The organism is Rhodobacteraceae bacterium LMO-JJ12 (assembly GCA_021555075.1).
Classification (GTDB): Bacteria; Pseudomonadota; Alphaproteobacteria; order Rhodobacterales; family Rhodobacteraceae; genus JAKGBX01.
In genome coordinates this window covers 15662-39226 of record JAKGBX010000004.1, presented here as the reverse complement: position 1 = coordinate 39226, position 23565 = coordinate 15662, and the positions used below count along the sequence as shown (strand labels likewise).

Annotated in this window: 22 protein-coding genes; 9 read left to right on the top strand and 13 right to left on the bottom strand. The window is 59.6% G+C overall.

From position 1 onward, the window contains the following. Positions 1-17: 17 nt before the first annotated feature. The 6 genes from LZG00_18960 to LZG00_18935 all read right to left on the bottom strand — a co-directional run bounded on the left by LZG00_18960 (position 18) and on the right by LZG00_18935 (position 6470). Positions 18-617, bottom strand: coding sequence for a superoxide dismutase (locus LZG00_18960; protein ID MCF3596067.1), 600 nt, complete (start codon positions 615-617; stop codon positions 18-20). Between the two features lie 185 nt (positions 618-802). Then, on the bottom strand, positions 803-1372 hold the full coding sequence (locus LZG00_18955) for a sarcosine oxidase subunit gamma (protein ID MCF3596066.1): 570 nt from the start codon (positions 1370-1372) through the stop codon (positions 803-805). Continuing rightward, the gene (locus LZG00_18950) at positions 1365-4376 is read right to left on the bottom strand and encodes a sarcosine oxidase subunit alpha family protein (GenBank protein ID MCF3596065.1); all 3012 of its coding nucleotides are present in this window, start codon (positions 4374-4376) and stop codon (positions 1365-1367) included. The genes LZG00_18955 and LZG00_18950 overlap by 8 nt, the downstream gene beginning before the upstream one ends. Further along, a complete protein-coding gene (locus tag LZG00_18945; GenBank protein ID MCF3596064.1) occupies positions 4373-4702 on the bottom strand; it encodes a sarcosine oxidase subunit delta in 330 nt (109 codons plus the stop codon). Before LZG00_18945 ends, LZG00_18950 begins: the two co-directional genes overlap by 4 nt. A 120-nt stretch (positions 4703-4822) precedes the next feature. Next, positions 4823-5017 carry a hypothetical protein gene (locus LZG00_18940; protein ID MCF3596063.1) on the bottom strand — a complete coding sequence of 65 codons (195 nt, stop codon included), beginning with the start codon at positions 5015-5017 and terminating at the stop codon, positions 4823-4825. A gap of 208 nt (positions 5018-5225) precedes the next feature. Continuing rightward, a complete protein-coding gene (locus LZG00_18935; protein ID MCF3596062.1) occupies positions 5226-6470 on the bottom strand; it encodes a sarcosine oxidase subunit beta family protein in 1245 nt (414 codons plus the stop codon). A 189-nt stretch (positions 6471-6659) separates the two neighbouring features. On the opposite strand from LZG00_18935, the gene ccmI reads away from it, so the two are divergent. Genes ccmI through LZG00_18920 form a run of 3 tightly spaced genes read left to right on the top strand, consistent with a single transcriptional unit; the run spans position 6660 to position 8582 of the window. Further along, positions 6660-7886 (top strand): c-type cytochrome biogenesis protein CcmI, encoded by a 1227-nt coding sequence (gene ccmI / locus LZG00_18930; GenBank protein ID MCF3596061.1) that lies wholly within the window; start codon positions 6660-6662, stop codon positions 7884-7886. After that, positions 7883-8356: a Holliday junction resolvase RuvX gene (ruvX, locus tag LZG00_18925; GenBank protein MCF3596060.1), complete on the top strand. Its 474-nt coding sequence runs from the start codon at positions 7883-7885 to the stop codon at positions 8354-8356. The genes ccmI and ruvX overlap by 4 nt, the downstream gene beginning before the upstream one ends. Next, positions 8349-8582, top strand: coding sequence for a DUF1289 domain-containing protein (locus LZG00_18920; protein ID MCF3596059.1), 234 nt, complete (start codon positions 8349-8351; stop codon positions 8580-8582). Before ruvX ends, LZG00_18920 begins: the two co-directional genes overlap by 8 nt. Positions 8583-8749: 167 nt before the next feature. Here LZG00_18920 and LZG00_18915 read toward each other — a convergent pair whose 3' ends face one another. From LZG00_18915 to LZG00_18905, 3 genes are all read right to left on the bottom strand, one after another. Next, positions 8750-9574 (bottom strand): sulfite exporter TauE/SafE family protein, encoded by an 825-nt coding sequence (locus LZG00_18915; protein ID MCF3596058.1) that lies wholly within the window; start codon positions 9572-9574, stop codon positions 8750-8752. 68 nt (positions 9575-9642) lie between these two features. Continuing rightward, positions 9643-10674 (bottom strand): tRNA dihydrouridine(20/20a) synthase DusA, encoded by a 1032-nt coding sequence (dusA, locus tag LZG00_18910; GenBank protein MCF3596057.1) that lies wholly within the window; start codon positions 10672-10674, stop codon positions 9643-9645. A gap of 320 nt (positions 10675-10994) precedes the next feature. Beyond that, a complete protein-coding gene (locus LZG00_18905) occupies positions 10995-11471 on the bottom strand; it encodes a MarR family transcriptional regulator (GenBank protein ID MCF3596056.1) in 477 nt (158 codons plus the stop codon). A 101-nt stretch (positions 11472-11572) separates the two neighbouring features. Here LZG00_18905 and LZG00_18900 point away from each other — a divergent pair, with 101 nt between their 5' ends. The 5 genes from LZG00_18900 (at position 11573) to LZG00_18880 (ending at position 18446) form a co-directional block, all read left to right on the top strand. After that, positions 11573-12280: an ABC transporter ATP-binding protein gene (locus LZG00_18900; GenBank protein MCF3596055.1), complete on the top strand. Its 708-nt coding sequence runs from the start codon at positions 11573-11575 to the stop codon at positions 12278-12280. Further along, positions 12277-14640, top strand: coding sequence for an FtsX-like permease family protein (locus LZG00_18895; GenBank protein MCF3596054.1), 2364 nt, complete (start codon positions 12277-12279; stop codon positions 14638-14640). The genes LZG00_18900 and LZG00_18895 overlap by 4 nt, the downstream gene beginning before the upstream one ends. Positions 14641-14645: 5 nt before the next feature. Beyond that, positions 14646-15878 (top strand): HlyD family efflux transporter periplasmic adaptor subunit, encoded by a 1233-nt coding sequence (locus tag LZG00_18890; protein MCF3596053.1) that lies wholly within the window; start codon positions 14646-14648, stop codon positions 15876-15878. 405 nt (positions 15879-16283) lie between these two features. Continuing rightward, a complete protein-coding gene (locus tag LZG00_18885) occupies positions 16284-18113 on the top strand; it encodes a Na/Pi symporter (protein MCF3596052.1) in 1830 nt (609 codons plus the stop codon). An 81-nt stretch (positions 18114-18194) separates the two neighbouring features. Then, a complete protein-coding gene (locus LZG00_18880; protein MCF3596051.1) occupies positions 18195-18446 on the top strand; it encodes a hypothetical protein in 252 nt (83 codons plus the stop codon). A 7-nt stretch (positions 18447-18453) separates the two neighbouring features. On the opposite strand, the gene LZG00_18875 is transcribed toward LZG00_18880, so the two are convergent. The 3 genes from LZG00_18875 to LZG00_18865 all read right to left on the bottom strand — a co-directional run bounded on the left by LZG00_18875 (position 18454) and on the right by LZG00_18865 (position 21574). Beyond that, the gene (locus tag LZG00_18875; protein MCF3596050.1) at positions 18454-19851 is read right to left on the bottom strand and encodes a TRAP transporter large permease; all 1398 of its coding nucleotides are present in this window, start codon (positions 19849-19851) and stop codon (positions 18454-18456) included. Beyond that, positions 19851-20480 carry a TRAP transporter small permease gene (locus tag LZG00_18870; GenBank protein MCF3596049.1) on the bottom strand — a complete coding sequence of 210 codons (630 nt, stop codon included), beginning with the start codon at positions 20478-20480 and terminating at the stop codon, positions 19851-19853. Before LZG00_18870 ends, LZG00_18875 begins: the two co-directional genes overlap by 1 nt. A gap of 80 nt (positions 20481-20560) precedes the next feature. After that, a complete protein-coding gene (locus tag LZG00_18865; GenBank protein ID MCF3596048.1) occupies positions 20561-21574 on the bottom strand; it encodes a C4-dicarboxylate TRAP transporter substrate-binding protein in 1014 nt (337 codons plus the stop codon). A gap of 273 nt (positions 21575-21847) precedes the next feature. On the opposite strand from LZG00_18865, the gene LZG00_18860 reads away from it, so the two are divergent. Continuing rightward, positions 21848-22657 carry a division plane positioning ATPase MipZ gene (locus tag LZG00_18860; protein MCF3596047.1) on the top strand — a complete coding sequence of 270 codons (810 nt, stop codon included), beginning with the start codon at positions 21848-21850 and terminating at the stop codon, positions 22655-22657. 33 nt (positions 22658-22690) lie between these two features. Here the strand turns inward: LZG00_18860 and LZG00_18855 are convergent, their stop codons facing one another. Continuing rightward, a complete protein-coding gene (locus LZG00_18855; protein MCF3596046.1) occupies positions 22691-23557 on the bottom strand; it encodes a DMT family transporter in 867 nt (288 codons plus the stop codon). Positions 23558-23565: the final 8 nt, after the last annotated feature.

The following is a 23565-nucleotide window of genomic DNA, read 5'->3' as shown; positions in this document are numbered from 1 at the left end:
TTGGTTTGCGGAAAGGCTCAGAGGCGCGAAGCCACGTTTTCCCAGTTCACCAGCTTGTTGAGGAAGTTATCCAGATAAGCCGGACGCTTGTTGCGGAAGTCGATGTAATAGGAATGCTCCCACACGTCACAACCCAGAAGCGCGGTTTGCCCAAAGCAGAGCGGGTTAACGCCATTCTCTGTCTTGGTCACCTTCAGGCTGCCATCCGTGTCTTTCACCAACCAGCACCAGCCAGAACCGAACTGCCCGGCACCCGCAGCAGCAAATTGCGATTTGAATTCATCGACAGAACCGAAGCTCTCGGTAATTGCCTTGTCCAACTCACCCGGCATCTTGCTCGCGCCCGGTCCCATCATCTCCCAGAACTGGTTGTGGTTCCAAAGCTGGCTGATGTTGTTGAAAATCCCGCTTTGCGCCACCGCACCCTTGTCATAAGTGCCGGTGATGATTTCTTCGAGGCTCTTGCCCGCCCATTCCGTGCCTTCAATCAGCTTGTTGCCGTTGTCGACATAGGCCTTGTGGTGCAGGTCGTGGTGATACTCCATCGTCTCGGCGCTCATGCCATCTGCGGCCAGTGCGTCATGCGCGTAAGGAAGATCAGGAAGTTCGAAAGCCATGGGTCAGCCCCTTCTTGTTCATGTTAATCTATTAACCTCATGTGGGGGACAACCCGGTGAAAGGTCAAGAGGGCCGCGCAGATTTCCGGGTAAAACACTCAAGGTTTACCGCTGACAGCAATCTATCCCAAGGCCTGTCCTTTACTGGACGGCCCACCGAGTATCCATGCACCGACAGGTTACACTCAAGCGTGCAAGCCCACCTCGCTGCCCGGCGCGGCGGCTACGCTCAGAACATCAAAGGCGTATTGCGCGACGGAACGGAAACAGACAACGCGGAACCGGTCTGCACCTTCCATCCACAAAGCCGCCGGAACCTGCGCCATGCGCGAGCGTCGGATCATGCCCATCCCAAACGCGTCCGTCGAGAGATCCACGGGAAACAGCTTGGCCAGCACATCACGCGCCTGCGCGCCGCTTACGTCAAAAACTGCGCGCGCATCCGATACGTTGACCGCCAATGTATGCGTCCCGCTCAGCGCCTCGTTTAGCGCTGCAATCTCCGTATCTGCCGCGTCATACGGCAGAACCAACAAAAGCTCGTCCGGTGACATCCAGATCAACGTCTTGCCGCCACCCTGCACCACTTTGCGTTGCCCCGGCACGGCTAGACCACACTGTTTTTTCAAGACCTTCGCGAAACCCTTATCGCTTAACCTGCCGCGAATGGTGATCATCCCCACCGGCCCAGCCTCCTCAACAAGGGCAATCCCGTCAAACCGGGCCCCGGGCAGCGCACTGACAACCTCAGACATTCTGCTTCTCCCCTTCCTTGTCATAAAACACCGGATCAACAATCCGCGCCTCATAGGTCGTCCCGTCGGTGCCAGGGAAACTCAGAACCTCACCCATGCGATCAGGCCCATGCAACACCAGCCCCATTGCGATGCCCTTGTCCAACGTTGGACTGTAATAGGTCGAGGTAACGCGACCCTGCACATTGCGCTGACCGTTGAGGTTTTCACCTGCCCCCACCGCATAGGCCCCATCAGGCAGAACCGCACCATCCAACGTTTCAAGTCCGACAAGCTTCCAACGGTCAGGGTCGGCCATGTGACTGCGTGTTTGTGCGCGTTTCCCGAGATAGTCGTCTTTTTTCTTCGACAGCGCCCAGTGCAGCCCGAGATCCTGTGGGATCACAGTGCCATCGGTTTCATCCCCGATCATTATAAAACCCTTCTCAGCCCGCATCACATGCAGGGCCTCCGTTCCATAAGGTGTCACGCCAAACTCATTACCGGCCGCCAGCAACTTGTCCCAAATGGCGCGACCATGGCTGGCGGGCACGGCAATTTCGTAGCTCAACTCACCAGAGAACGAAATCCTGAATGCTCTCGCCTTGACGCGGCTTAGCGTCACATCCTTCCAGGTCATGAAAGGCAACGCCTCGGCGCTCAAATCATCCTCGCTCAGCTTTTCCAAGACTTTCCGGGCATTTGGACCGACCACCGCGATCTGCGCCCATTGCTCGGTCACGTTGGCGACATAGACTTGCCAATCCCACCACTCGGTTTGCAACCATTCTTCCATATGGCCGTGAATACGTTCAGCGCCCCCCGTTGTGGTGTGGCACAGGAAGGTATCCTCATCCAGCCGCGCCACCACGCCGTCATCCATCAGAAAGCCGTTTTCACTGCACATCAGCCCATAGCGGCATTTGCCCGGTTTCAACGTGCTCATCATATTGGTGTAGAGCATGTCGAGAAACTTGCCCGCATCCGGCCCCTTTACGATCAGCTTACCCAGCGTCGAAGCATCAAGCAGCCCGAGACTCGACCGGGTCTGATTGATTTCCCGGCTCACTGCGTCGCCATGGCTTTCCCCGGTTTTGGGATAGCAATAAGGCCGTCGCCATTGGCCCACCGGCTCCCAATGCGCCCCGGCCTCCACATGCCAGTCATGCATCGGCGTGCGTCTGAGCGGCTGGAAGGTTTCGGCGCGCGCCTCGCCGGCAATCGCGCCAAACGAGATCGGCGTATAGGGAGGGCGGAAAGTGGTGGTGCCGACCGCTGGGATCGGCGCATTCAATGCCCCGGCCAACGTGGCCAATCCATTGACATTACTCAGCTTCCCTTGATCCGTCGCCATGCCCAGCGTCGTATACCGCTTGGTGTGTTCGACGCTCTCATACCCTTCGCGCGCTGCCAGTTGCACATCACTGACCTTCACATCGTTCTGATAATCCAGCCAGGCCTTGGCGCGCAGCTTGGGTCCTGCCCCATGTGGCATCAACCAGACAGGTTCCATGGGAGCCTCGTCACTTCTCTCCGCCTGAGGTGTAGCAGCGCGCTTCGACTTATGCCCTGTCTGCGCCGCGGCCCGTTCCCCCGCCTGGCTTGCATCGGCAAGGATCGCCCCCAGCGACATCTCGCCATTGGCAGCCCCTGCGGCCAGAACGAACCCGGCGCCATCCGCTCCCAGCGGCGGCTTATCCCCATCCGGGCGGAAATTCGCCTGTTGCTCGTCCCACCTCAGCTTGCCACCGCAATGTGACCACAGATGCACCACTGGCGACCATCCGCCCGACATCGCCACCACGTCACAGGCAATTTCCTCTTCCACCGCGCCTTCGCCGGCCTGCGAACAGATTGCCACACCGGTCACGCGCTTGTTGCCCAGCACCTTGGAAATTGCCTTGCCGCATTCGACGCGAACACCCAAGTCGCGCGCCATATCGGCCAACGCCCCGCCACCATTGTTGCGGGCATCAATCACGACCGGCACAGCCAAACCGGCATTTTTAACGGCAATCGCAGTGCGATAGGCGTCGTCATTGTTGGTAACAACCACCACACGGTCGCCCGGGCTAATACCGTAATCGACAATATAATCGCGCAATGCACCGGCCAGCATCACGCCAGGAATATCATTCCCGGCAAAGCTCAGCGGGCGCTCGATGGCGCCGGTGGCGGTGATGATCCGCCCCGCCCTGATCCGCCAAAGCCGATGCCTCGGCCCGGCCTCCTCGGGGCAATGATCGCGCAACCGCTCATAACCCAGCACATAGCCATGGTCATAAACTCCTGCCCCCATCATCCGGTTGCGCAGCGTCACGTTGGGCATTGTTTTCAGCTCTGAAACAATTCCCTCCACAAACTTCTCCACAGGCGCATGGTCAACCTTGCCGCCATCCACCGGCGCGCGCCCGCCCCAATGCGCAGTCTGCTCCATCAACAGCACTTTGGCCCCGGCCCGCCCGGCCAACTTCGCGGCCTGCAACCCGGCCACACCACCGCCGATCACCACCACGTCAAAGAATGCGTAGTAATGCTCATAGGTATCGACATCGCGCTCTTTGGGCACCCGGCCCAGCCCCGCCGAATGCCGCACGATCGGCTCGTAAAGATGTTTCCAGGCAAACCGCGGAAACATGAAGGTCTTGTAGTAAAACCCCGCAGGAAGGAAGCGCGCGACCGCGTTGTTGATTGCGCCCACATCAAACTCCAGGCTCGGCCAATGGTTCTGGCTCGTGGCGGTCAGCCCATCGAATATCTCGGTGGTCGTTGCGCGCTGGTTCGGCTCAAATCGACCGCCCTCACCCAGATTGACCAGCGCATTGGGCTCTTCGGCCCCGCTCGCCACCACGCCACGCGGGCGGTGGTATTTGAACGACCGGCCCATCATCATCTGGTCATTGGCGAGCAAAGCCGCCGCCAGGGTATCACCCTCATACCCGACCATCTGCTTGCCGTTAAAACGGAAAGAAACCTGTTTCGAGCGGTCAATCAGCCGCCCACCCGTGGCAAGGCGTGTGCTCATGCGAACTCCCTCCATGACCATCCCGGACGTTTGGCCGAAATCTTGTCGCGTAACTCTTTAGGCGGCTCGAAGGTCTGCGCGCTATAAGCCCCAAACACCTCCAGCGTCGCGGTGCAGCGCGCAAGATGGAACCACTTGCCACAGCCATTCACGTGCCGCCAACGCTCGAAATGCACACCCTTGGGGTTTTCCTTGGCAAACAGGTAATCATGGAAATCCTCATCCGAAGATCCCGGCCCAAACCGCTTGATATGCGCTTCGCCACCCGCATGAAATTCGGTTTCTTCCGCTGTCACCCCACAGCAGGGGCAGTCAAGGATCAGCATGACAAGATGCTCCTCTGATTGGACTTCCCATGAACACCCTCGCGGGTATTCAGGCACAAAAAATGGGCAGGCGCCAAATGGCACCCGCCTGAAAGCATGTGATTGTGGATTGATCCGGGGTTAGTCGACCGCCGTTGCGGGTGCGACCGGCGCACCTGTTTGCCCCGAGACATCCGGCGCGCCGCCGCCCCCAAAGAAGCTGAACAGCGCCAGAAGCCCGATAACGACAAGCAGCAAAAGCAATAGCCCGAGGCCGCCTGACGTGCCGCCCATTTCGGGTTTCCGGGCGTTGGTTTCATAGTCGAAGTTTGACATGGTGTATCCTCCTTTCGAGAACACACCCATGCTGCGCCACCCCGCCCCGTCCGTCCAATATGAGCGGAAATCCCCGGTCGATCCACGCTGAAACCCGCGCTTTTCTGCACCTGCAATCGGCCAAGCCCTGCCGAATAATGAGTTTCTTCAACTTTCATAGGCGTATTCCTGAAGCGATCCATCTTGGCCACATCACCCAACACCGCGTTCAATGCGCCACTCCCGCCGCAACGCTTTCATCGATAAACCGTCCCTCGTGGAACCGGTTCAACCCAAATGCGTCGCAGAGCGGTGACTGCCCCTTGGCAATCAGCTCAGCAAAGCCCCAGCCCGAGCCGGGAATCGCCTTGAACCCGCCCGTGCCCCATCCACAGTTGATGAATACGCCATCCACCGGCGCTTTCGACAGGATCGGTGAGCGGTCCCCAGTTACATCAACAATCCCACCCCATTGGCGCAGCATCTTGAGACGGCTGATCATCGGGAAAGTCTCAACCAACGCGCGCACCGTTTCCTCGACATGATGAAAACTGCCTCGCTGGGTATAGTTGTTATAGCCATCCGTGCCGCCACCGATCACCATCTCACCCTTGTCCGACTGGCTCATATAGCCATGCACCGTGTTGGCCATTACCACCACGTCCATGCAGGGCTTGATCGGCTCACTCACCAGAGCCTGCAACGCCACGGATTCAAGCGGCAGGCGAAACCCTGCCTTCTCGGCCAGAACCCCGGCGTGACCCGCCACAACCATGGCCAGCTTGTCGCAATCAATCGCGCCCTTGGTGGTATCAACGCCAACCACCTTGTGACCCTCACGGCGCACGCCGGTGACTTCGCATTGCTGAATAATATCCATGCCCATGTCCGAACATGCCCGCGCATAGCCCCAGGCCACGGCGTCATGCCGCCCGGTACCACCACGCGCCTGCCAGAGCGCGCCCAGAACCGGATAGCGCGGCCCATCAATCGAAATGATCGGCACGATCTCCTTCACCCGCTCAGGCCCGACAAACTCGGTCACGACCCCTTGCAGCATATTGGCATGCGCTGTGCGCTTGTAGCCGCGCACCTCATGTTCGGTCTGAGCCAGCATCAGCACCCCACGCGGGCTGAACATCACGTTATAGTTCAGATCCTGCGACATCGTCTCATAGAGCGAGCGCGCTTTCTCATAGATCGCGGCCGAGGGGTCTTGAAGATAATTCGACCGAATGATTGTAGTATTGCGCCCGGTATTGCCGCCCCCCAGCCATCCCTTTTCGATGATCGCCACATTGGTGATGCCGAAATTCTTGCCCAGATAAAACGCCGTGGCCAGCCCGTGACCGCCTGCGCCCACGATGATGACATCATATTTTTTCTTCGGTGTGGGCGAGCGCCAGGCGCGCTCCCATCCGCTGTGAAAACGTGCCGCTTCTCGCGCCACGGCAAAAGCTGAATACCGTCTCATCGGACCCCCGATTCCATGGGTGGATTCCCTTGATCAGATTACTGCCTCCTGTGCCGGAATTCACCCCGCCTCCATCCGTCATAATGCAATACGATTGCGACATCTGTGCAGTTCCTCACCATTTGCCCTTCCATGCATGACCGCGGGCCATTACATGACCCTGAACTCGACGACAAAGTGGGATGTTCGATGGTTTTCTGGATTACTGCCGCTGCCCTGGCCATTGCTGTGGCCACCATTCTTGTTCTGACGCTCCTGCGCACCAAGACCGCCGAAGCGCACCCGGCAGAATACGACCTGCGCGTCTATCGCGACCAACTCAGCGAAGTCGAGCGCGATCTCGCCCGTGGCATCATCGCCCAGGACGACGCCGAGCGCATCCGTGCCGAAGTGGGTCGCCGCATTCTGGCCGCAGATACCCAGTTGAAAAAGGCGATGGTCGGCACCTCTCAACCCCGCACCGCCACCATAACCCTATCGGCGATCGTGGTCCTGGGGCTTGTGGGGGGCACTGCACTCCTCTACCCGCTCTTGGGCAATCCCGGTGCGCGTGACACGCCCCTAACGGCACGTATCGAAGCGTCCGATCAGATGCGCGCCGAGCGCCCATCCCAGGCTGAAGCCGAAACGCAGTTCCCAACACAGCCCTCGACAGCACCGGAGCCGAGATTTGCCGACTTGATGGAAAAACTCCGCAAGACCGTGGCCGACCGCCCCGATGATCTTCAGGGCCAACAACTTCTGGCGCGCAACGAAGCGTCGATTGGAAACTACAAGGCCTCCTATGCTGCGCAATCCGCGGTAATCCGCATTAAGGGCGACTCGGCCACCGCCGCAGATTATGCAACCCTGGCTGAAATGATGATCCGCGCCACCGATGGCTACGTCTCACCCGAGGCAGAAGACGCTCTGAGACAGACACTGACACGCGATCCTCGCTTTCCCCCCGCGCGCTATTTCACTGCCCTCATGCACGCTCAAAATGATCGCCCCGACATTGCCTTTCGCCTGATGGAACAGCTGCTGTCAGACAGCACACCTGACGCGCCCTGGGTGCCCGCCATCCGTGCCCAGATCGAAGAACTCGCCTGGCGCGCTGGCGTGCGCTACAGCCTACCCGAAGCGGTCGGCACACCCGCTGGCCCCTCCGCCGACGACTTGGCCGCCGCCGACGATATGTCGCCCGAAGAGCGCCAGGAAATGATCCAGGGCATGGTCGACGGTCTGGCCGAACGGTTGAACAGCGAAGGTGGCACAGCCGAAGAATGGGCGCGCCTGATTTCATCGCAATCCACTCTTGGCAACCGCGATGCTGCTCAGGCTGCCTTGGCTCAGGCAGAACAGGCACTCGGCGATGACGCCGCCGCGATGGCCACGCTTCGCGCCGCCGCTGTGGCGGCTGGCCTGAGCGAATGATCTTCGAGGATTCTGTCGAGTTCGCCACCTCCCTGCCCGCCATCGGCGCACTGGCCGGTCTCGATCTTGGGGAAAAGACCATCGGCATCGCGGTGTCCGATGGGCTGCGCTCCGTTGCGACCCCTCTCGAAACCATCCGCCGCCGCAAATTCTCGCTCGATGCCGCCCGTCTGATCGAGATCGTGACGGATCGCACCCTCACCGGGCTCGTGCTTGGTCTGCCGCGCAATATGGACGGTTCCGAAGGTCCGCGCTGCCAATCCACCCGGGCATTTGCGCGCAACCTCACACGTCTCACCGATCTGCCGATCAGCTTCTGGGACGAACGCCTCTCCACTGTCGCCGCCGAACGCGCGCTCCTAGAGGCGGATACGTCACGAAAGCGTCGCGCCGAGGTGATCGATCATGTCGCCGCCTCATATATCCTGCAAGGGCTGCTGGACCGACTGGGACACATGAAAAATGAATGATGACATCTGGAGCCGTAACGAAATCGAAAGTCCCTGCGTCAATATCTGCGTCATCCACCCCGAAGCACGTATTTGCATCGGCTGTCACCGGACCGGCGAGGAAATAACCTGTTGGTCACGCCTTAGCCCCGAAGCGCGCCGCACAATCATGGCCGACCTGCCGTCACGCGGCACGCGTCTGCAGCAACGCCGCGGTGGCCGTGCCGCCCGTCTCAAGCAAAGCTGATCGACGCGCGATGTTCTGACGAAGGGCCTGCTCTTCATTTTTCCCAAAATACTCATCTTTCGCCTCTTCAGACCGCACCGCATCAGCCGGTTGCGTGCCAAGCCCCTTATCGCCACGTGGTGTTTGGAGACGCACGCCGCAAAAAGGGGCACTTCAACAAAGATTTTCTACCCCCAGAGCGTCTTGCGCAACATGTTCAACGCCACCAGCGTCAGGAACACCGCAAAGATCCGCTTCAGAGGTTTCGGGTCCATCGCATGGGCCAGCTTGACGCCCACAGGCGCCGTGATCATCGTCATGGTGACAACAATGGCAAACGCGACAAGGTTCACTGCGCCTATGGTCAGCGGTGGGCGCACAGCCGGATCGACCCGCAGAAACAGAAACCCGATCACCGAGGGCACCGCAATAATCACGCCAAACCCCGCCGCCGTTGCCACCGCCCGATGAATCGGTGTGCCGTACAGGCTCATGACGGGAACACCAAAACTCCCTCCCCCGATTCCCATTAGCACCGACATAAAGCCAAGCGCCGGAGACATAGCCGCCCGCGCCACCCCCTTGGGCATTTCTTCGCCCAGCCGCCAATATTGTCGCCCAAAAGCCAGATAGAACGCGACGATCAAGCCCAGCACGCCGAAGATGGCCTGCAACGTCGATGACCGAAGGCTTGACGCTACCAGCATGCCCAATATCGCGCCCACCACAATTCCCGGAGCCCAGCCGCGCAGGATCGACCATTCCACCGCGCCCTTCTTGTTGTGGCTCAAGACGGATCGCACCGAAGTGACAATGATCGTTGCCAGAGATGTCGCCAGACAGATCTGCATCAGTTGGGGGCCGTCATATCCAAGCGTTTGAAACGCATAAAAAAACGCTGGCACCAATACGATCCCGCCACCAACCCCCAAAAGCCCCGCGAGAACCCCGGCAATCCCTCCGATCACCACCAGCAACCCCGCCATGGCGACGAGTAACGAGATCTCCGACATGTTCAATTCCCCTTGGTCTTGCCCACCCACTCAGCATTCCTTGCGGGCAAAGGCAAGCCATTGCAAGCTCATGCGGCGCCACGCATGCCGGTGATCTGCTCCAACGCGGCTTCCACCAATTCTGGCCCGGCCCCATTTCGATGCGCCCCTTCCGACAATACCCGACGCCATGCCCGCGCGCCCGGTCGCCCTGAGAAAAGCCCGAGCATGTGCCGCGTCACCTGCGCCAGCTTCCCCCCCTGCGCCAAATGTGCCTCGATATAAGGCAGCATCTTACGCGCCACCTCGACCGGATCGGCCGGGGGCGTCTTGATCCCGAATATCTCGGCATCTGCCCGGGCAAGTATATCCGCAGGTTGATGATATGCCGCCCTGCCAATCATTACCCCGTCCATTCCCTTGTCCAGAAACACCTTGGCTTGGTCCAGCGTCTCTATCCCGCCATTGACCGACAGGTGCAGCTCTGGAAAGCGCGCCTTTATCGCCAGCACCAGGTCATAGTCCAGCGGCGGAACATCGCGGTTTTCCTTGGGGCTTAGCCCCTCAAGCCACGCCTTGCGCGCATGGATTGCAAAGCGGTTCACACCCACCGCCGCAACCCTTTCGATGAAATCAGGCAACACCGTGGACGGGACTTGGTCGTCCACGCCGATGCGGCATTTCACGGTGATCTCAACATCAACTGCGTCGCGCATCGCGTCACAACAGCGCGCCACCAGATCGGGATCGCGCATCAACACTGCACCAAAGGTCCCCGATTGCACCCGGTCACTGGGGCAGCCCACATTGAGGTTGATCTCGCCATACCCCGCCCGCTCCGCCATTCGTGCGGCTTGTGCCAACTCACCGGGGTCCGATCCGCCCAATTGCAGTGCCAAAGGTTGTTCTTCTTGCGAAAACCCCAACAGATGCACCGCACCGCCCCTTACCAGAGCCGCAGCCGTCACCATTTCCGAATAGAGCAATACCTCGCGGCTCAACAACCGATGCAGAAAGCGGCAATGCCTATCCGTCCAATCCATCATGGGTGCCACGGAAAGCCGCGCTGCCCGCCGGATGCGCGTGTTCACTTGTTTTGTTCGCTCCGCGTGCTCAGACATATTTTCCGTTTTCCTCGATTTCGGCGCTGTTTGCCCTCTTTATAGCCGGTGCTGCAATACGTTGTTGCACCAGACCCAAAATGTTGCACCGCTTTTTGGCCAATATCCCCCACCGCCGGACCAGACATCACCGCCACGGCCTTGTCCACCGCACCCACCGCAAGGTCTAGCCGCTGATCGGAACATGCAATGAGATGCGACCCGCTCTCCATCATGTCTGACTGAGCGCGACTGGCGACAGACCAGCCGAGAGCGATCCACGCCAGAGTGCAGGCTGCGATCCACCTAGTCCACACATGGGCCAATGCTCAGTCCGCAAGTCAGCTCTGTTTGCGCAGCGCTCTTGCTGTCGCTTCCAATCCGTCACCCATCGCGCGGTAATAGGCAGCATACTCGGCAACGCGCGCGCGCGCGCCTTTCTCCGACGCAGGAATATCTTTCAGGGACTCTTCGATTTCAGCAGCTGCACGACGAACACGCGTCACTGACGCCTCAACCATGTTGGCGAACGCACTTTCAACCATCTGGAAATAATCCTGCCGGTCGCCCGGCTTGGCCACGCGCTTGATCAACTGCTGGCTTTCAAGCAATCGCACGCTTGAACTGACGCTACCCCGGCTGACCTGCAAGGCATCTGCAAGCTGCCCGAAGGAGACCCGCTCTCCATCATAAAGCAACATGGCCAGAACCCGGCCCGCTATACGTGGCACCCCCTCGGATTGCGCAATCACGCCAATCTTCTCGATGAAGTCCGCTCGTGCCGACTCTGCGGCGGCTGTCCTTTTGACCTTGTTCACCCAACGTCTCCTACGTGGTACGGTGTTGACAAGACAGTTTTCAACCCCGCACCCGTCCAGTACGTTCAGCAATACTTGAACGGCATATATGCGAGCATGGCATGAGCAAGACCACATTTTCAACCAAGGGACTGACCAAGGTCTATGGTGAAGGTCGCTCGGCCGTTCATGCCCTGAGAGGTGTCGATCTGGATATTCCCGAGGGCGAGATCGTGGTGTTGCTCGGCCCTTCCGGCAGCGGCAAATCCACCTTGCTGAACATTATTGGCGGACTCGACCGCGCCTCCGAGGGAGAGGCCTACTTTCAGGACCAGAACCTCAGCGGAATGACCGACAAACAACTGACCCGCTACCGGCGCGATCACGTTGGCTTCGTGTTTCAATTCTACAACCTGATGCCCAGCCTCACCGCGCGCGAAAACGTCGAGCTTGTTACCGAGATCGCCCGCGATCCGATGGATCCCGACGAAGCCCTCGCAATGGTCGGCCTGCGCGAGCGGGTTGATCATTTCCCCGCGCAGCTCTCGGGCGGCGAACAACAGCGCGTGGCCATCGCGCGCGCCGTCGCCAAGAATCCTACGGTGCTGTTTTGCGACGAACCCACCGGCGCACTTGACAGCAAGACCGGGCGCGCAGTGCTCAATGTGCTGAAAAACGTCAACGAGAAGCTGGGCGCCACGGTCCTGATCGTCACCCACGCCGCCAGCCAGGCAGGCATGGCTGATCGGGTGATTCACTTCGCCGATGGCAACATCCGCAAAGTCGTGGTGAACAAGAACAAGCTGACACCAGAGGAGATCGACTGGTGAGCCCGCTCGATCGCAAACTTCTGCGCGACCTGTGGCACATGAAGGGCCAGGCAAGCGCAATCGGCATGGTCATCGCCGTCGGTGTGGCGATGCTGGTCATGATGACCGGGCTGGTGACCTCACTGAGCGAAACCAAGGCCACCTATTACGAACGCTACCGCCTGGCCGATGTCTTTGCACCAGTCACGCGCGCACCGAACCATCTTGCCACGCGCCTGGCAGCCATCAACGGGGTCAGCGCAGTCGAGCCCCGCGTCGTCGGCGGCGCGCTGATCGACCTGCCCGGCCGGGATTTACCGGTGCAGGCCCAGGCGGTGTCCCTGCCCGATCTGCGCACACCGCGCCTTAACGATGTTTTTCTCACCGACGGGCGGATAATCGACAGCGACCATAGCGACGAAATCCTGCTGTTACAGTCGTTTGCACGGGTTCATGGCCTCAAGCCGGGCGACAGGATCGAAGCCACGATGAACGGCGCGCGGCGCAGCTTTCGCATTGTCGGCCTGGCCCAAAGCCCCGAGTTTCTCTATACGACCGCCCCGGGCGAGCTCATGCCCGACGACGCGCGTTTCGGTGTGATCTGGATGAGCCGCTCGGCGCTTGCCGCGGCCTATGACATGAAAGGCGCCTTTAACGAGGCGCTGCTGTCTCTGTCGCGCGACGCGAACGAGGCGGCAGTACAAGGTGCCGTCGACCGTATCCTTGACCCCTTCGGCGGTACCGGCGCCTATCCTTTGGCCGACCTGATGTCCAACCGGTTCATCACCGAAGAGATCAACGGGCTTGAGGTATCCGCCGCCGTGGTGCCCCCGATCTTCCTCGCGGTGGCGGCCTTCCTGCTCTACATCGTCATCAACCGCATGGTACAGTCCGAGCGCGAAGAAATCGGCCTGATGAAGGGCTTCGGCTACACCAACGCCGAGGTTGGCTCCCATTACTTCAAGATGGTGCTGGCAATTGCCATCGGCGGCGCTTTGTTGGGGTGCCTCTTGGGCATAGCCGGGGGGCGGGCGCTGATCGAAGTCTATACGGCCTACTACAAGTTTCCTTTCCTGGTGTTTCAGCTCGATCCTGCCTCTTTCATCATCGGGGTCACCGTCAGCGTCCTTTCGGCGTCGGTCGGCGGATTGTTGGTGCTGCGCCGGGTCTTCGCGTTGACCCCGGCCTCGGCGATGGCCGCCCCGACACCGCCCGACTACAGTCGCGCGGGCGGTGTCGCACGCTCCCTGACCGGCTGGATGGATCAACCCTCGCGAATGGTGGTGCGCCGCATCACCCGGCAGCCGGGCCGGATGGCCGGTGCGATGATCGGAATTGCCTGTGGCATGGGGCTGAGCGTTTCGATGATCACCATATATGCCGGGTTCGACCGGACCTTCGATCTCACCTTCAGCGTCATTGATCGCAGCGACGTATCGGTCAGCTTCACCCACGCGGCTTCGGAAAAGACGATATTCGAGTTGCAGCGGATGCCCGGCGTGTCGCGGGTCGAGCCGGTGCGCCAAGTTCCTGCGGTGCTGCGCAACGGTCTCTTCACACATCGCGGCGCAATCACCGGGCTGGTGCCACATGCACAACTCAACCGCGCGCTCAAGTCCGACCTGTCGGAAATCCAGATGCGCGAAGGCGGCATCGTCCTCTCCACCGGGCTGGCGGATATCCTGCATATCAGACCGGGGCAGATGCTGACCGTCGAGGTGCGTGAGGGCCGCCAACCTGTCTTGCAAATCCCCGTCACCGGTGTGGCCGAAAGCCTGCTCGGTTCACCGGCCTACATGGATCTTGACGCGCTGAACCGCGCATTGCGGGAACCAAACCGCGTCTCAGGGGCCTATCTGGCCATCGACGAAGCCCTTGCCGGCGAAATCTACTCGGCATTGCAGGATATGCCCACCGTCGCTGGGGTCAGCCTCAAGTCCGACGCCCTGAAGGCGTTCAAGAACCTGATGAATTCCGGAGCCGGCGCCATTCGCTATGTCATGGGGGCGATTGCCTTCGTCATCACCTTCGGTATCGTCTACAACGCCGCACGGATCGCCTATGCGGAACGTGCGCGCGATCTGGCAAGCCTGCGCGTGATCGGCTTCACCAATGGCGAGGCCGCTTTCGTGCTTCTGGGCGAACTGGCGGTCGTCACTTTGGTTGCTTTGCCGATCGGCGCGGTGATGGGCTATTACCTGTCCTTCGCAATTGCCGCCGGATTCTCGACTGAACTCTATCAAATTCCTGCGATCTTCCACCCAGAAAGCTATGGCTTTGCCGCGATGGTGGTGGTCGGTGCCGCCATCGCCTCTGGCTGGCTGGTGAAACGCGATATCGACCGGGCCGATCTGGTATCGGCGCTGAAAACGAGGGAGTAGCCACTATGGCCAAAGCCAAGAAACGATCTCGCCTTTTCCTGACCATCGGTGCGATTGCGCTGGTCGCGGGTGCTCTTGCGGCGGCCTTCTGGCCCAAGCCCACGATGGTCGATATGGGCGAGGTGACACGCGGCACCATGCGCCTGACTATTGATGAAGAGGGCCGCACCCGGGTGCGCGATGCCTATATCGTCTCGACCCCGGTTGCCGGGCAGCTTCAACGCGTCAGCGTGCAACCGGGTGATCCGGTTACGCGCGGTAAGACCATTGTGGCACATATGCGCCCCTCCAATCCCGCCGCGCTCGACATTCGCACCCGCGAACAGGCCCTTGCCGCCGTAACCGCTGCACAAGCCGCCTTACGCGTCGCACGCGCCGATCTGAATGCAGCCCTGGCCAATCGCGATCTGGCGCAAGCCGAACTTGCAAGGATAGAACAACTGGTTCAACGCGGCATCTCGACCGACGCAGCGCTTGAACGTGGCCAACAGGCGGCGCGCGTGGCACAGGCCAAGGTCGATACCGCTGAGGCCGCGATTGCCATGCGCGAGGCCGAAATCGCCAACGCACAGGCACAGCTGATCGGCTTTGACGATCAGCGCCTTGCCGCCGCCATAGGCGCTTCCGCTGATGATATCCCGCTCTACGCCCCCGCAGATGGCCGCATTCTCAGGGTCATCCAGCAGAGCGAAACCTTCCTCCCCGCCGGTGCGCCCATCATGGAAATCGGCGACATTGCCAGTGATCTGGAAGTGGTCGTCGACTTGCTTTCCACCGATGCAGTGCAGGTCGCCATCGGTGATCCGGTGATCATTGCGGATTGGGGCGGCCCCAAAGAACTGACCGGCAAAGTCATCCGGGTCGACCCGTTCGGGATCACCCAGTATTCAGCCCTTGGCGTCGAAGAGCAGCGCGTGAACGCAGTGATCGCCTTCGCCAGCCCGCCCGCAGATTACTCCGGTCTTGGTCATGGCTTCAGGGTCGAGGCCCGGATCATCGTATGGGACTCCGAAGACACCCTGATCGTCCCCGCCAGTGCCCTGTTTCGAAGCCGCGATAACTGGGCTGTTTTCGTCGTCGAGAATGACATCGCTCAACGTCGCAACATCGAGATCGGCCCCAACAATGGAATCGAGGCACAGGTCAAAAGCGGATTGTCCGAAGGCGACCGCGTTATCCTCTATCCTTCCTCCGGCCTCTCCGAGGGGATGCGCGTGGCCGAGCGGGTGATCAATTGAGCAGCCCCACCACGCGCTGAACACACAGCCAACCAACGCTCCCTGACGGCCGCGCCGCGAAACGGATTGTTCCGACCCGCCTGCGTTTGTTCGCCTGGCACAATCACGAACGTCGCCCTGCCCTGACCTGTTGGTTTCAGCCGGTTGTCGCAGCACTTCCCGATCCTCATATTGACCCATCTCATGGCGCAACCCGGCTTTTCATGTTCTCAGGCATGCAATCAAAAGGCCACGCCGTTCGCCGATTGCACACGGCGGCGCGTCTTGCAAAGCTTGCCTCTGTCCAGACGGAAGGGGACGGTCAATGACGATGAATGGGAGTGGAATGAATAAAGCTCGATCAGATACGGATCAAGCGGGGCCAACGGCTCCATGGGGCGCAGGGGGCGCAGGGGGCGCTCGGCGATGCTAAAGAAACTCCTTTTGCCGGTCATCCTTCTGGTGCTTTCGCTCGGCTTCTGGGCCAGCTCCGACTTTCAGGAGATCGCCGCAGGTGTGGCGATCTTTCTGTTCGGCATGTTGATGCTCGAAGACGGGTTCAAGCTGTTCAGCGGCGGGTTTCTGGAACGCACCCTCGAAAAGGCCACCAGATCGGTGACGAAATCCATAGCCTTCGGAATTGCGACCACCACGATCATGCAATCAAGCTCGCTGGTCTCAATCATCACCATCTCGTTCCTGTCAGCGGGGCTGATCTCGCTCTTGAGCGGCGTCGGAATCATCTTCGGCGCCAATATCGGCACCACAACAGGCGCCTGGCTCGTGGCCGGGTTTGGCCTCAAGGTGAACATATCGGCCTATGCCCTGCCGATGCTGGCGATTGCCATCGTGCTGGTGTTCCAGAAATCGAAACACCTGCGCGGCGCGGGCTTCGTTCTGGCCGGGCTTGGCTTCCTGTTTCTCGGCATCCACCACATGAAAGAAGGGTTTGAAGCTTTCAAGGACCAGTTCGATCTGACCCGCTTCGCGCTGACCGGGCTGCTCGGGCTCACGGTCTATACGCTGCTCGGGGCCGCCACCACGGTGGTCATGCAATCAAGCCACGCCACGATGGTGCTGATCATCACTGCGCTGGCCGCAGGACAGATCTCTTACGAAAACGCGCTGGCGCTGGCCATTGGTGCCAATATCGGCACCACGATCACCGCAATCATCGGCGCTCTCAGCGCGAATTTTCAGGGCAAGCGACTGGCCCTTGCGCATCTGATCTTCAATCTTGTGACCGCCGGCGTTGCGTTGATCTTCATCAGCCCAATTCGCCTGGCCGTCGATTTCATCAGCTCCGGCGTGGGCATTGCCGACACCGATTACGCGCTGAAGCTCGCGGTGTTTCACACCATCTTCAACCTTCTTGGCCTCATCATCATGCTGCCGCTCATACATCGCCTGATCGCGCTTCTCGAACGCGCTATCTTGCAACCTGCCCATGATTTGAGTCAGCCGAAGTACCTCTCCGAAGCCGTTGACGAATTTCCCCAGACCTTCAAGACCGCGATGCGCCACGAGGTTCAGCACCTCTATGACAATGCGGTTGAGCTGATCATTCATGGGCTCAACCTTCACCGCCATGAGATCTTTACGTCCCGCGATATCGCCGCGACCGTCGCCGCCAGCCGCACGCCGGTCGAGTTCGACATCGATGAACGCTACGAACAGCGGGTCAAGACGCTCTATTCAGCGATCATCGAATTCGCCACGCGGGTCGGCGCCAAAGATATGCCCCCCGAGGTGATGGAAGATGTCTATTCCATGCGCGATGTCTCCGGGCGCATCGTGCGGGCGGTGAAATCCGTCAAACACCTGCGCCGCAACGCCACGCGCTATAGCGAGCGGCCGCAGGGCGTGATCACTGATCTTTACAACGGGTTGCGCACGGAAATCGCGCGCATCCTCGTGGAAATCGACAAACTTGCTCAGGCCGATCCCGACGATCGCTCCAGCCTATGGCTGGAGCTGGAGCGCATTCAGGTCGAACGCGACGCCCAAGAGACCAACAGCTCGATCGACGGGTTGATCCGCGCCCGCCAGATCGACGCCAAGATGGCAACTTCGTTCTTGAACGATTCCAACTATGCCTACAGCGCGATGCGCGATCTTCTGGGGGCCGCATGGGCCTATTACATCGAACCTGAACAGGCGATGGCCGAGGTCGAACGCATTCTTACGCTGGACGACGAAGAAGTTAAGGAATTGGCGGACACCCCTCCGGCGCAACAGACGCAAACTCACCCCTGACCTCGCCTAGAAGCGTCACACAACTGTTTCATATCGGAGCCATACAAGGCCTGAACGCACACCAGTCAGCAGGAGAACAGCATGGGACTTGAGAAAATCGCCGAAAAGCTCGACTCGTATTACCGTCGCCTTGAGGACGGCAAGGCCGCGAAAATCAAGCCTTCGCATGTCGATAAAGCCATAGCCAAACTCGAAGCCAAGCAGAATGACCTATTGCGCGACCTGCACGACACCGAGAAGGCCTCAAAGAAAAGCCGGATCGAAAGCAAGCTCACCACGGTGCGCGACCAGATCGCGCGCGCCGAATGGCTTCTGACACAGATCGAGCCCTGACGCGGGCTCAGACCAGCGACGGCAACCAGAGTACGATCCCCGGAAATGCAACCAATCCGGCAATGGTCAACGCATCGGCAATGAAAAACGGCGTCACACCACGAAACACGTCCTGCACTGTCAGGTCGTCACGCACCCCGGCCACCACGAAACAATTGAGCCCGATAGGCGGCGTGATCAGACAGAACTCGGCCATCTTCACCACCAATATCCCGAACCAAATCGCGCACATCGGCCCCGACATGCCAAAGGCGCTGTCCGCCGCACTGACCATCTCGCCGCCATTCAGCGCCATCACCGCCGGATAAACCACCGGCAGCGTCAGCAGCAGCATCCCGATCGCATCCATGAACATGCCCAGCACCGCATAAGCCAGAAGAATGCACACAAGGATCAGCATAGGCGAAAGCGTCAGCGAGGTGATCCACGCGGCAAAGGCCGCGGGCAGTTCGGCAAAGCCGAGAAAGCGCACATAGATCAACACGCCCCAGATGATCGAGAAGATCATCACGGTAAGCTTCGCAGTCTCCAACAGGGCCGCTTTCAGTTCGGACCAGCGCATACCGCGATAAAGCGCCATCAAGAAGACGATGAACGCGCCCACGGCGCCGCCTTCCGTGGGCGTGCCCCAGGCCTCGCCAAACGGGTTGTAGACAAAGAAGATGATGATCACGACCACAGCCACAATCGGCAAGGCGGGCGGCAGAGAAGCAAACCGCTCGCGCCAGGTAAACCCGCCCACCGGCGGGCCGACATTCTTCCAAATCATCGCGATCCCGATGATCAGAGTGGCATAGACCAGCGCCGAAAACGCCCCTGGAATAAAGCCGGCAAGCAAGAGTTTACCAACATCCTGCTCAACAATAATGGCATAGATCACCAAAATCGCCGAGGGTGGGATCAGGCTCGCCAACGTGCCACCTGCGGCCACAACCCCGGCGGCAAACTGCTTATTATAACCGATTTTCAGCATCTCGGGGATGGCAATGCGGGCGAACACCGCCGCCGTCGCAACGCTGGCACCCGACACCGCCGCGAAACCAGCCGTGGCAAACACCGTCGATACCGCAAGGCCTCCCGGCACCCATGCGATCCATTTCTTGGCTGCCTCAAACATCGCCTTGGTCAGATTGGCGTAATAGGCCAAATAACCGATCAGAATAAACACCGGGATAAGGCTGAGCACCTGTGCGCTCACCTTGGAATGCGGCGTCAGCCCGGCAATCCGAACGCTGATCTCCAGCGCCTTGCCAAACCGCGCAGGATCATAATCAAACCCGTTCCAGCGCAGCCAGACCAGCCCGACAAACCCCGCCATCGCGGCGGCAAAAGCCACCCGCATACCGATCAAAACCATCACCAACAGCCCGCCAGTGGTCCAAAGGCCAATTTCAATCGGTTCCATCAATCATGCCCCGCCAGAATTTCGGCCTCGGCCTTGGCTTGTTCTTCCACGCTCATGTGCAACGGCACCGCCACCGGATTTTCCAGCCCCAGCACGAACGCCCGCCCATAGCCGACAATTTGAATGAGCAACCGCACAATCAACACGCCAAAAGCTACCGGCACCACCAATTTTGACGGCCACGTCGGCAGCCCAATATCAATCGAGCTATCGCGGCTGCACCACGGGCGCGAACAATCAAACGAGCGATCAAAATGCTCCCACGCTCCCCATGTCAGCGCGATCATCAACAACAGGATCAACAACACCGAGACCAGCTCAAAAAGCCAAAGTGTGCGCCCCTTCAGCGCCCCAACCAGCATATCCATGCGCACATGTGTGCCGTCACGCTGAACATAGCTGATCCCCATAATCGCAATGATCGGCATCGCCGCCTCGATGTAATCGACATAGCCCATCAGCGGCGAGCCGAAGAATTTGCGCCCCGTAACCGAATAGGCGGCCAAAAACATCAGCGAAAATATCGCCAACCCACTCAGCAGCGCACAAAATCGCTCGACCGGCAATAAAGCGCGATCCAGCCGACTAAGCAGGCTGTCATCTTCCAGAACTGCGGCTGATCCGGCCATCTTCCCCGCCTCTGATTAGGAATGGGTATAGGGCCGCGCACCCGGCGCAGCCCCGTTTTTCATGTCATGACAGTCGCGGCTCAGTTTGCCGCCTTGGCATCAGCCAGCGATTTGACCAGCAAATCATAGAGTTCCTGCCCCGGCAGGCCCTGGGTCTCGATATCCTTGATCCAGGCATCTCGGCTCGGATCAGCGGCCAAGGCGCGGAACTTGGTCAGCTCATCTTCGCTGATCGTCACCTTCTGCACGCCCTTTTCGTCCAGGATCGAATCCCAGCGCTTCAAAAGCTCGCCATAATTGGCAAGGTAATGGGCAATCGACTCATCAACCGAACTATCAAGCGCCTCGCGCTCGTTGTCTGACAGTGATTCATAGGCGTCGATATTCACCACCACAGGGCAATTCACCGTGCCGGGGTTGAGGTTCGCCGTCCACCAATCGGCCTCGTTGATTGTCCCAAAGCTCAAATGCGCGTGCTGGGCAAAAGCCACGGTATCGACCACCCCCGATTCCATTGCCTGATAAGCCTCCGAGGCCGTCACTGATGTGGGCACCGCGCCAACAGCCTTGAACGCTTCGCCAAGGCCGCCGGTGGCACGAACCCGCATACCTTCCATCTTGGCCAGCGTGTCGCGTGGCTCACCCGTGCCGACGATATTGTACTGCGGCATCGGCGAGGTCATGATGATCTTGGCATTCCACTGCGCCATTTCTTCCTGCACAGCCGGGTGGGCATAAACCGCATGGCTCACGGCTACTTCCTGCTTAAGGTTCTCAACCCCGAGGAACGGCAGCTCAAGCACGGTAATCAGACGGTTCTTGTCCGGGTGATACCCCGCACAGAACTGCGCCATTTCAAACGCACCAATCGAAATCCCATCAAGGTTCTCGCGGTTCTTCGACAATCCGCCATAGCTCACGTTCATCGTGAACTCGCCGTCGGTCTTTTGCGAAACCAACTCGGCCAGCTTCTCGATGTGCTCAGTAAAGGCGCGCCGCTTCCCCCAGACCGAAACGTTCCATTCGGTGGCCACAGCTTCGCTTACGAACCCAAAGGTAAGAGCCGCCACAGTGGCGGTTGTCATCAATTTCATATGTCTCTCTCCCATTATTGCGGTCGCTCTGCGGCGCCGCTTGGGATTGAGCCTAGCTTGACAGGCCCCACCTGCCAACCCCCACGTCAGAACACGCCCCCAGATACCACCATGCGCCGCGATCCATCGGACAAAAACGGTCTTTGCAACAGCGATAGCTTTCCACCTCACCCATGCCGCTTGGCGCTTTCCAAAGCGGCTCCCACAACATATAGTGTGCGCAATGACAACACGCGCAGGCAGGCGCGGAAATCTCGAAGGGGCGTTCGGGCTATGGCGCATATTATCGTCGTGGGGAATGAAAAGGGCGGCGCGGGCAAATCGACCGTGTCGATGCATGTCGCCACCGCGCTGGCGCGCATGGGGCATTCGATCTCTGCGCTCGATCTCGACCTAAGACAGAAAACCTTTGGCCGCTACGCCGAAAATCGCGCCCGCTTCATGCAGAAATCCGGGCTTTCCCTGCCCGGCCCCGACTATCACGACCTCCCCGAGATCGACAAATCCAAGCTCAAGCCGGGCGAAAACATCTATGATCACCGGCTTTCCGCTGCCGTGGCCACTCTCGACCCCGACAATGATTTCATCCTGATCGATTGCCCCGGCTCGCACACGCGACTTTCCCAAGTGGCGCATTCGTTGGCCGATACATTGGTCACGCCGCTCAATGACAGCTTTGTCGACTTCGATCTGCTGGCCCATATCGACGGCGATGGCGAAACCATCCTCGGCCCCTCGGTCTATTCCGAAATGGTCTGGTCAGCGCGCCAGCTTCGCGCTCAGGCAGGTTTGAAACCGATCGACTGGGTCGTACTGCGCAACCGGCTCGGTGCCCAGCGCATGGTCAACAAGGAAAAGATGGAGGTCGCGCTTCATAAGCTCTCCAAACGCATCGGTTTCCGCGTCGGACCGGGCTTCAACGAACGGGTGATCTTCCGCGAATTGTTCCCGCGTGGCCTCACCTTGCTCGACCTCAAGGACATCGGGGTGAAACAGCTCAATATCTCGAATATTGCCGCGCGGCAGGAATTGCGCGACCTTATGAAAGCGCTGAATCTTCCGGGTGTTACGATCGACTTCTAATCAATCACCGCAACCGCACGAGTGGATAGTGAATTACCCCGGCACGCGCCTGCGCTGCAGCATCGCCAGATTATAAACCGCCAACGCCCCGATCACGATGGCCCCTCCGGTAAAGGCATAAAAGCCAGGGTATTCCCCCACCACAGACCAGACCAATAGCGGCGCCAGCACAGATTCCAGCAGGATCAACAAGCCCACCTCGGCGCTAGGAATATAGCGTGGGCCCAGCGCAAGTCCGACCGCGCTCATCACAATCACAATACCATGCAGCGCAACCAACCCCCACTGCCCATCGGGCACATCAAGCGGCGCGATGAATGGCAACAGCGCAAAAGACGCCAGCACATAGCCAAGCGCCACCCCCGGCACCATCGACACATGCTTGACCTTGCGTGCCGCCGTCAGCCCCGCAGCAAACAGCGCCGCAACCGACAGCGCCACCAGATCGCCAGACCAATGCGCCCCCACGGTTTCGCCCGAACCATAGGCGATCACCGCCAGCCCCACGGCCACAGCCACCATCGTCATTACCATCCGACGTGATATGCGCTCGCCCAGAAAGATGCGGCTGTAGATCGCGGCAAACACAGGCATCGCCGCAATGATCAACACAACATTTGCCACCGACGTCAGGCTGACCGCGAGGACAAACAGAATTCCCGCCGTGCCTGCCGCGACCATATAGAAAAGCCCGTAAAACCCGGTGGCAAATACCGCCCGAAAAGGCCGCAACCCGCCCGTAGCCAATACGAAAAGCAGGATCAGACCGCCTGAAATCAGATTGCGCCAAAACGACACCACCAGCGCATCTGCCGAAATCAGCCGCACGAACAGCGAATCGGGAACCACGAACAGCACGCCCATCAGCGTGATCAACAGCCCCTTTGCCTGATCACTCATGCGCCACC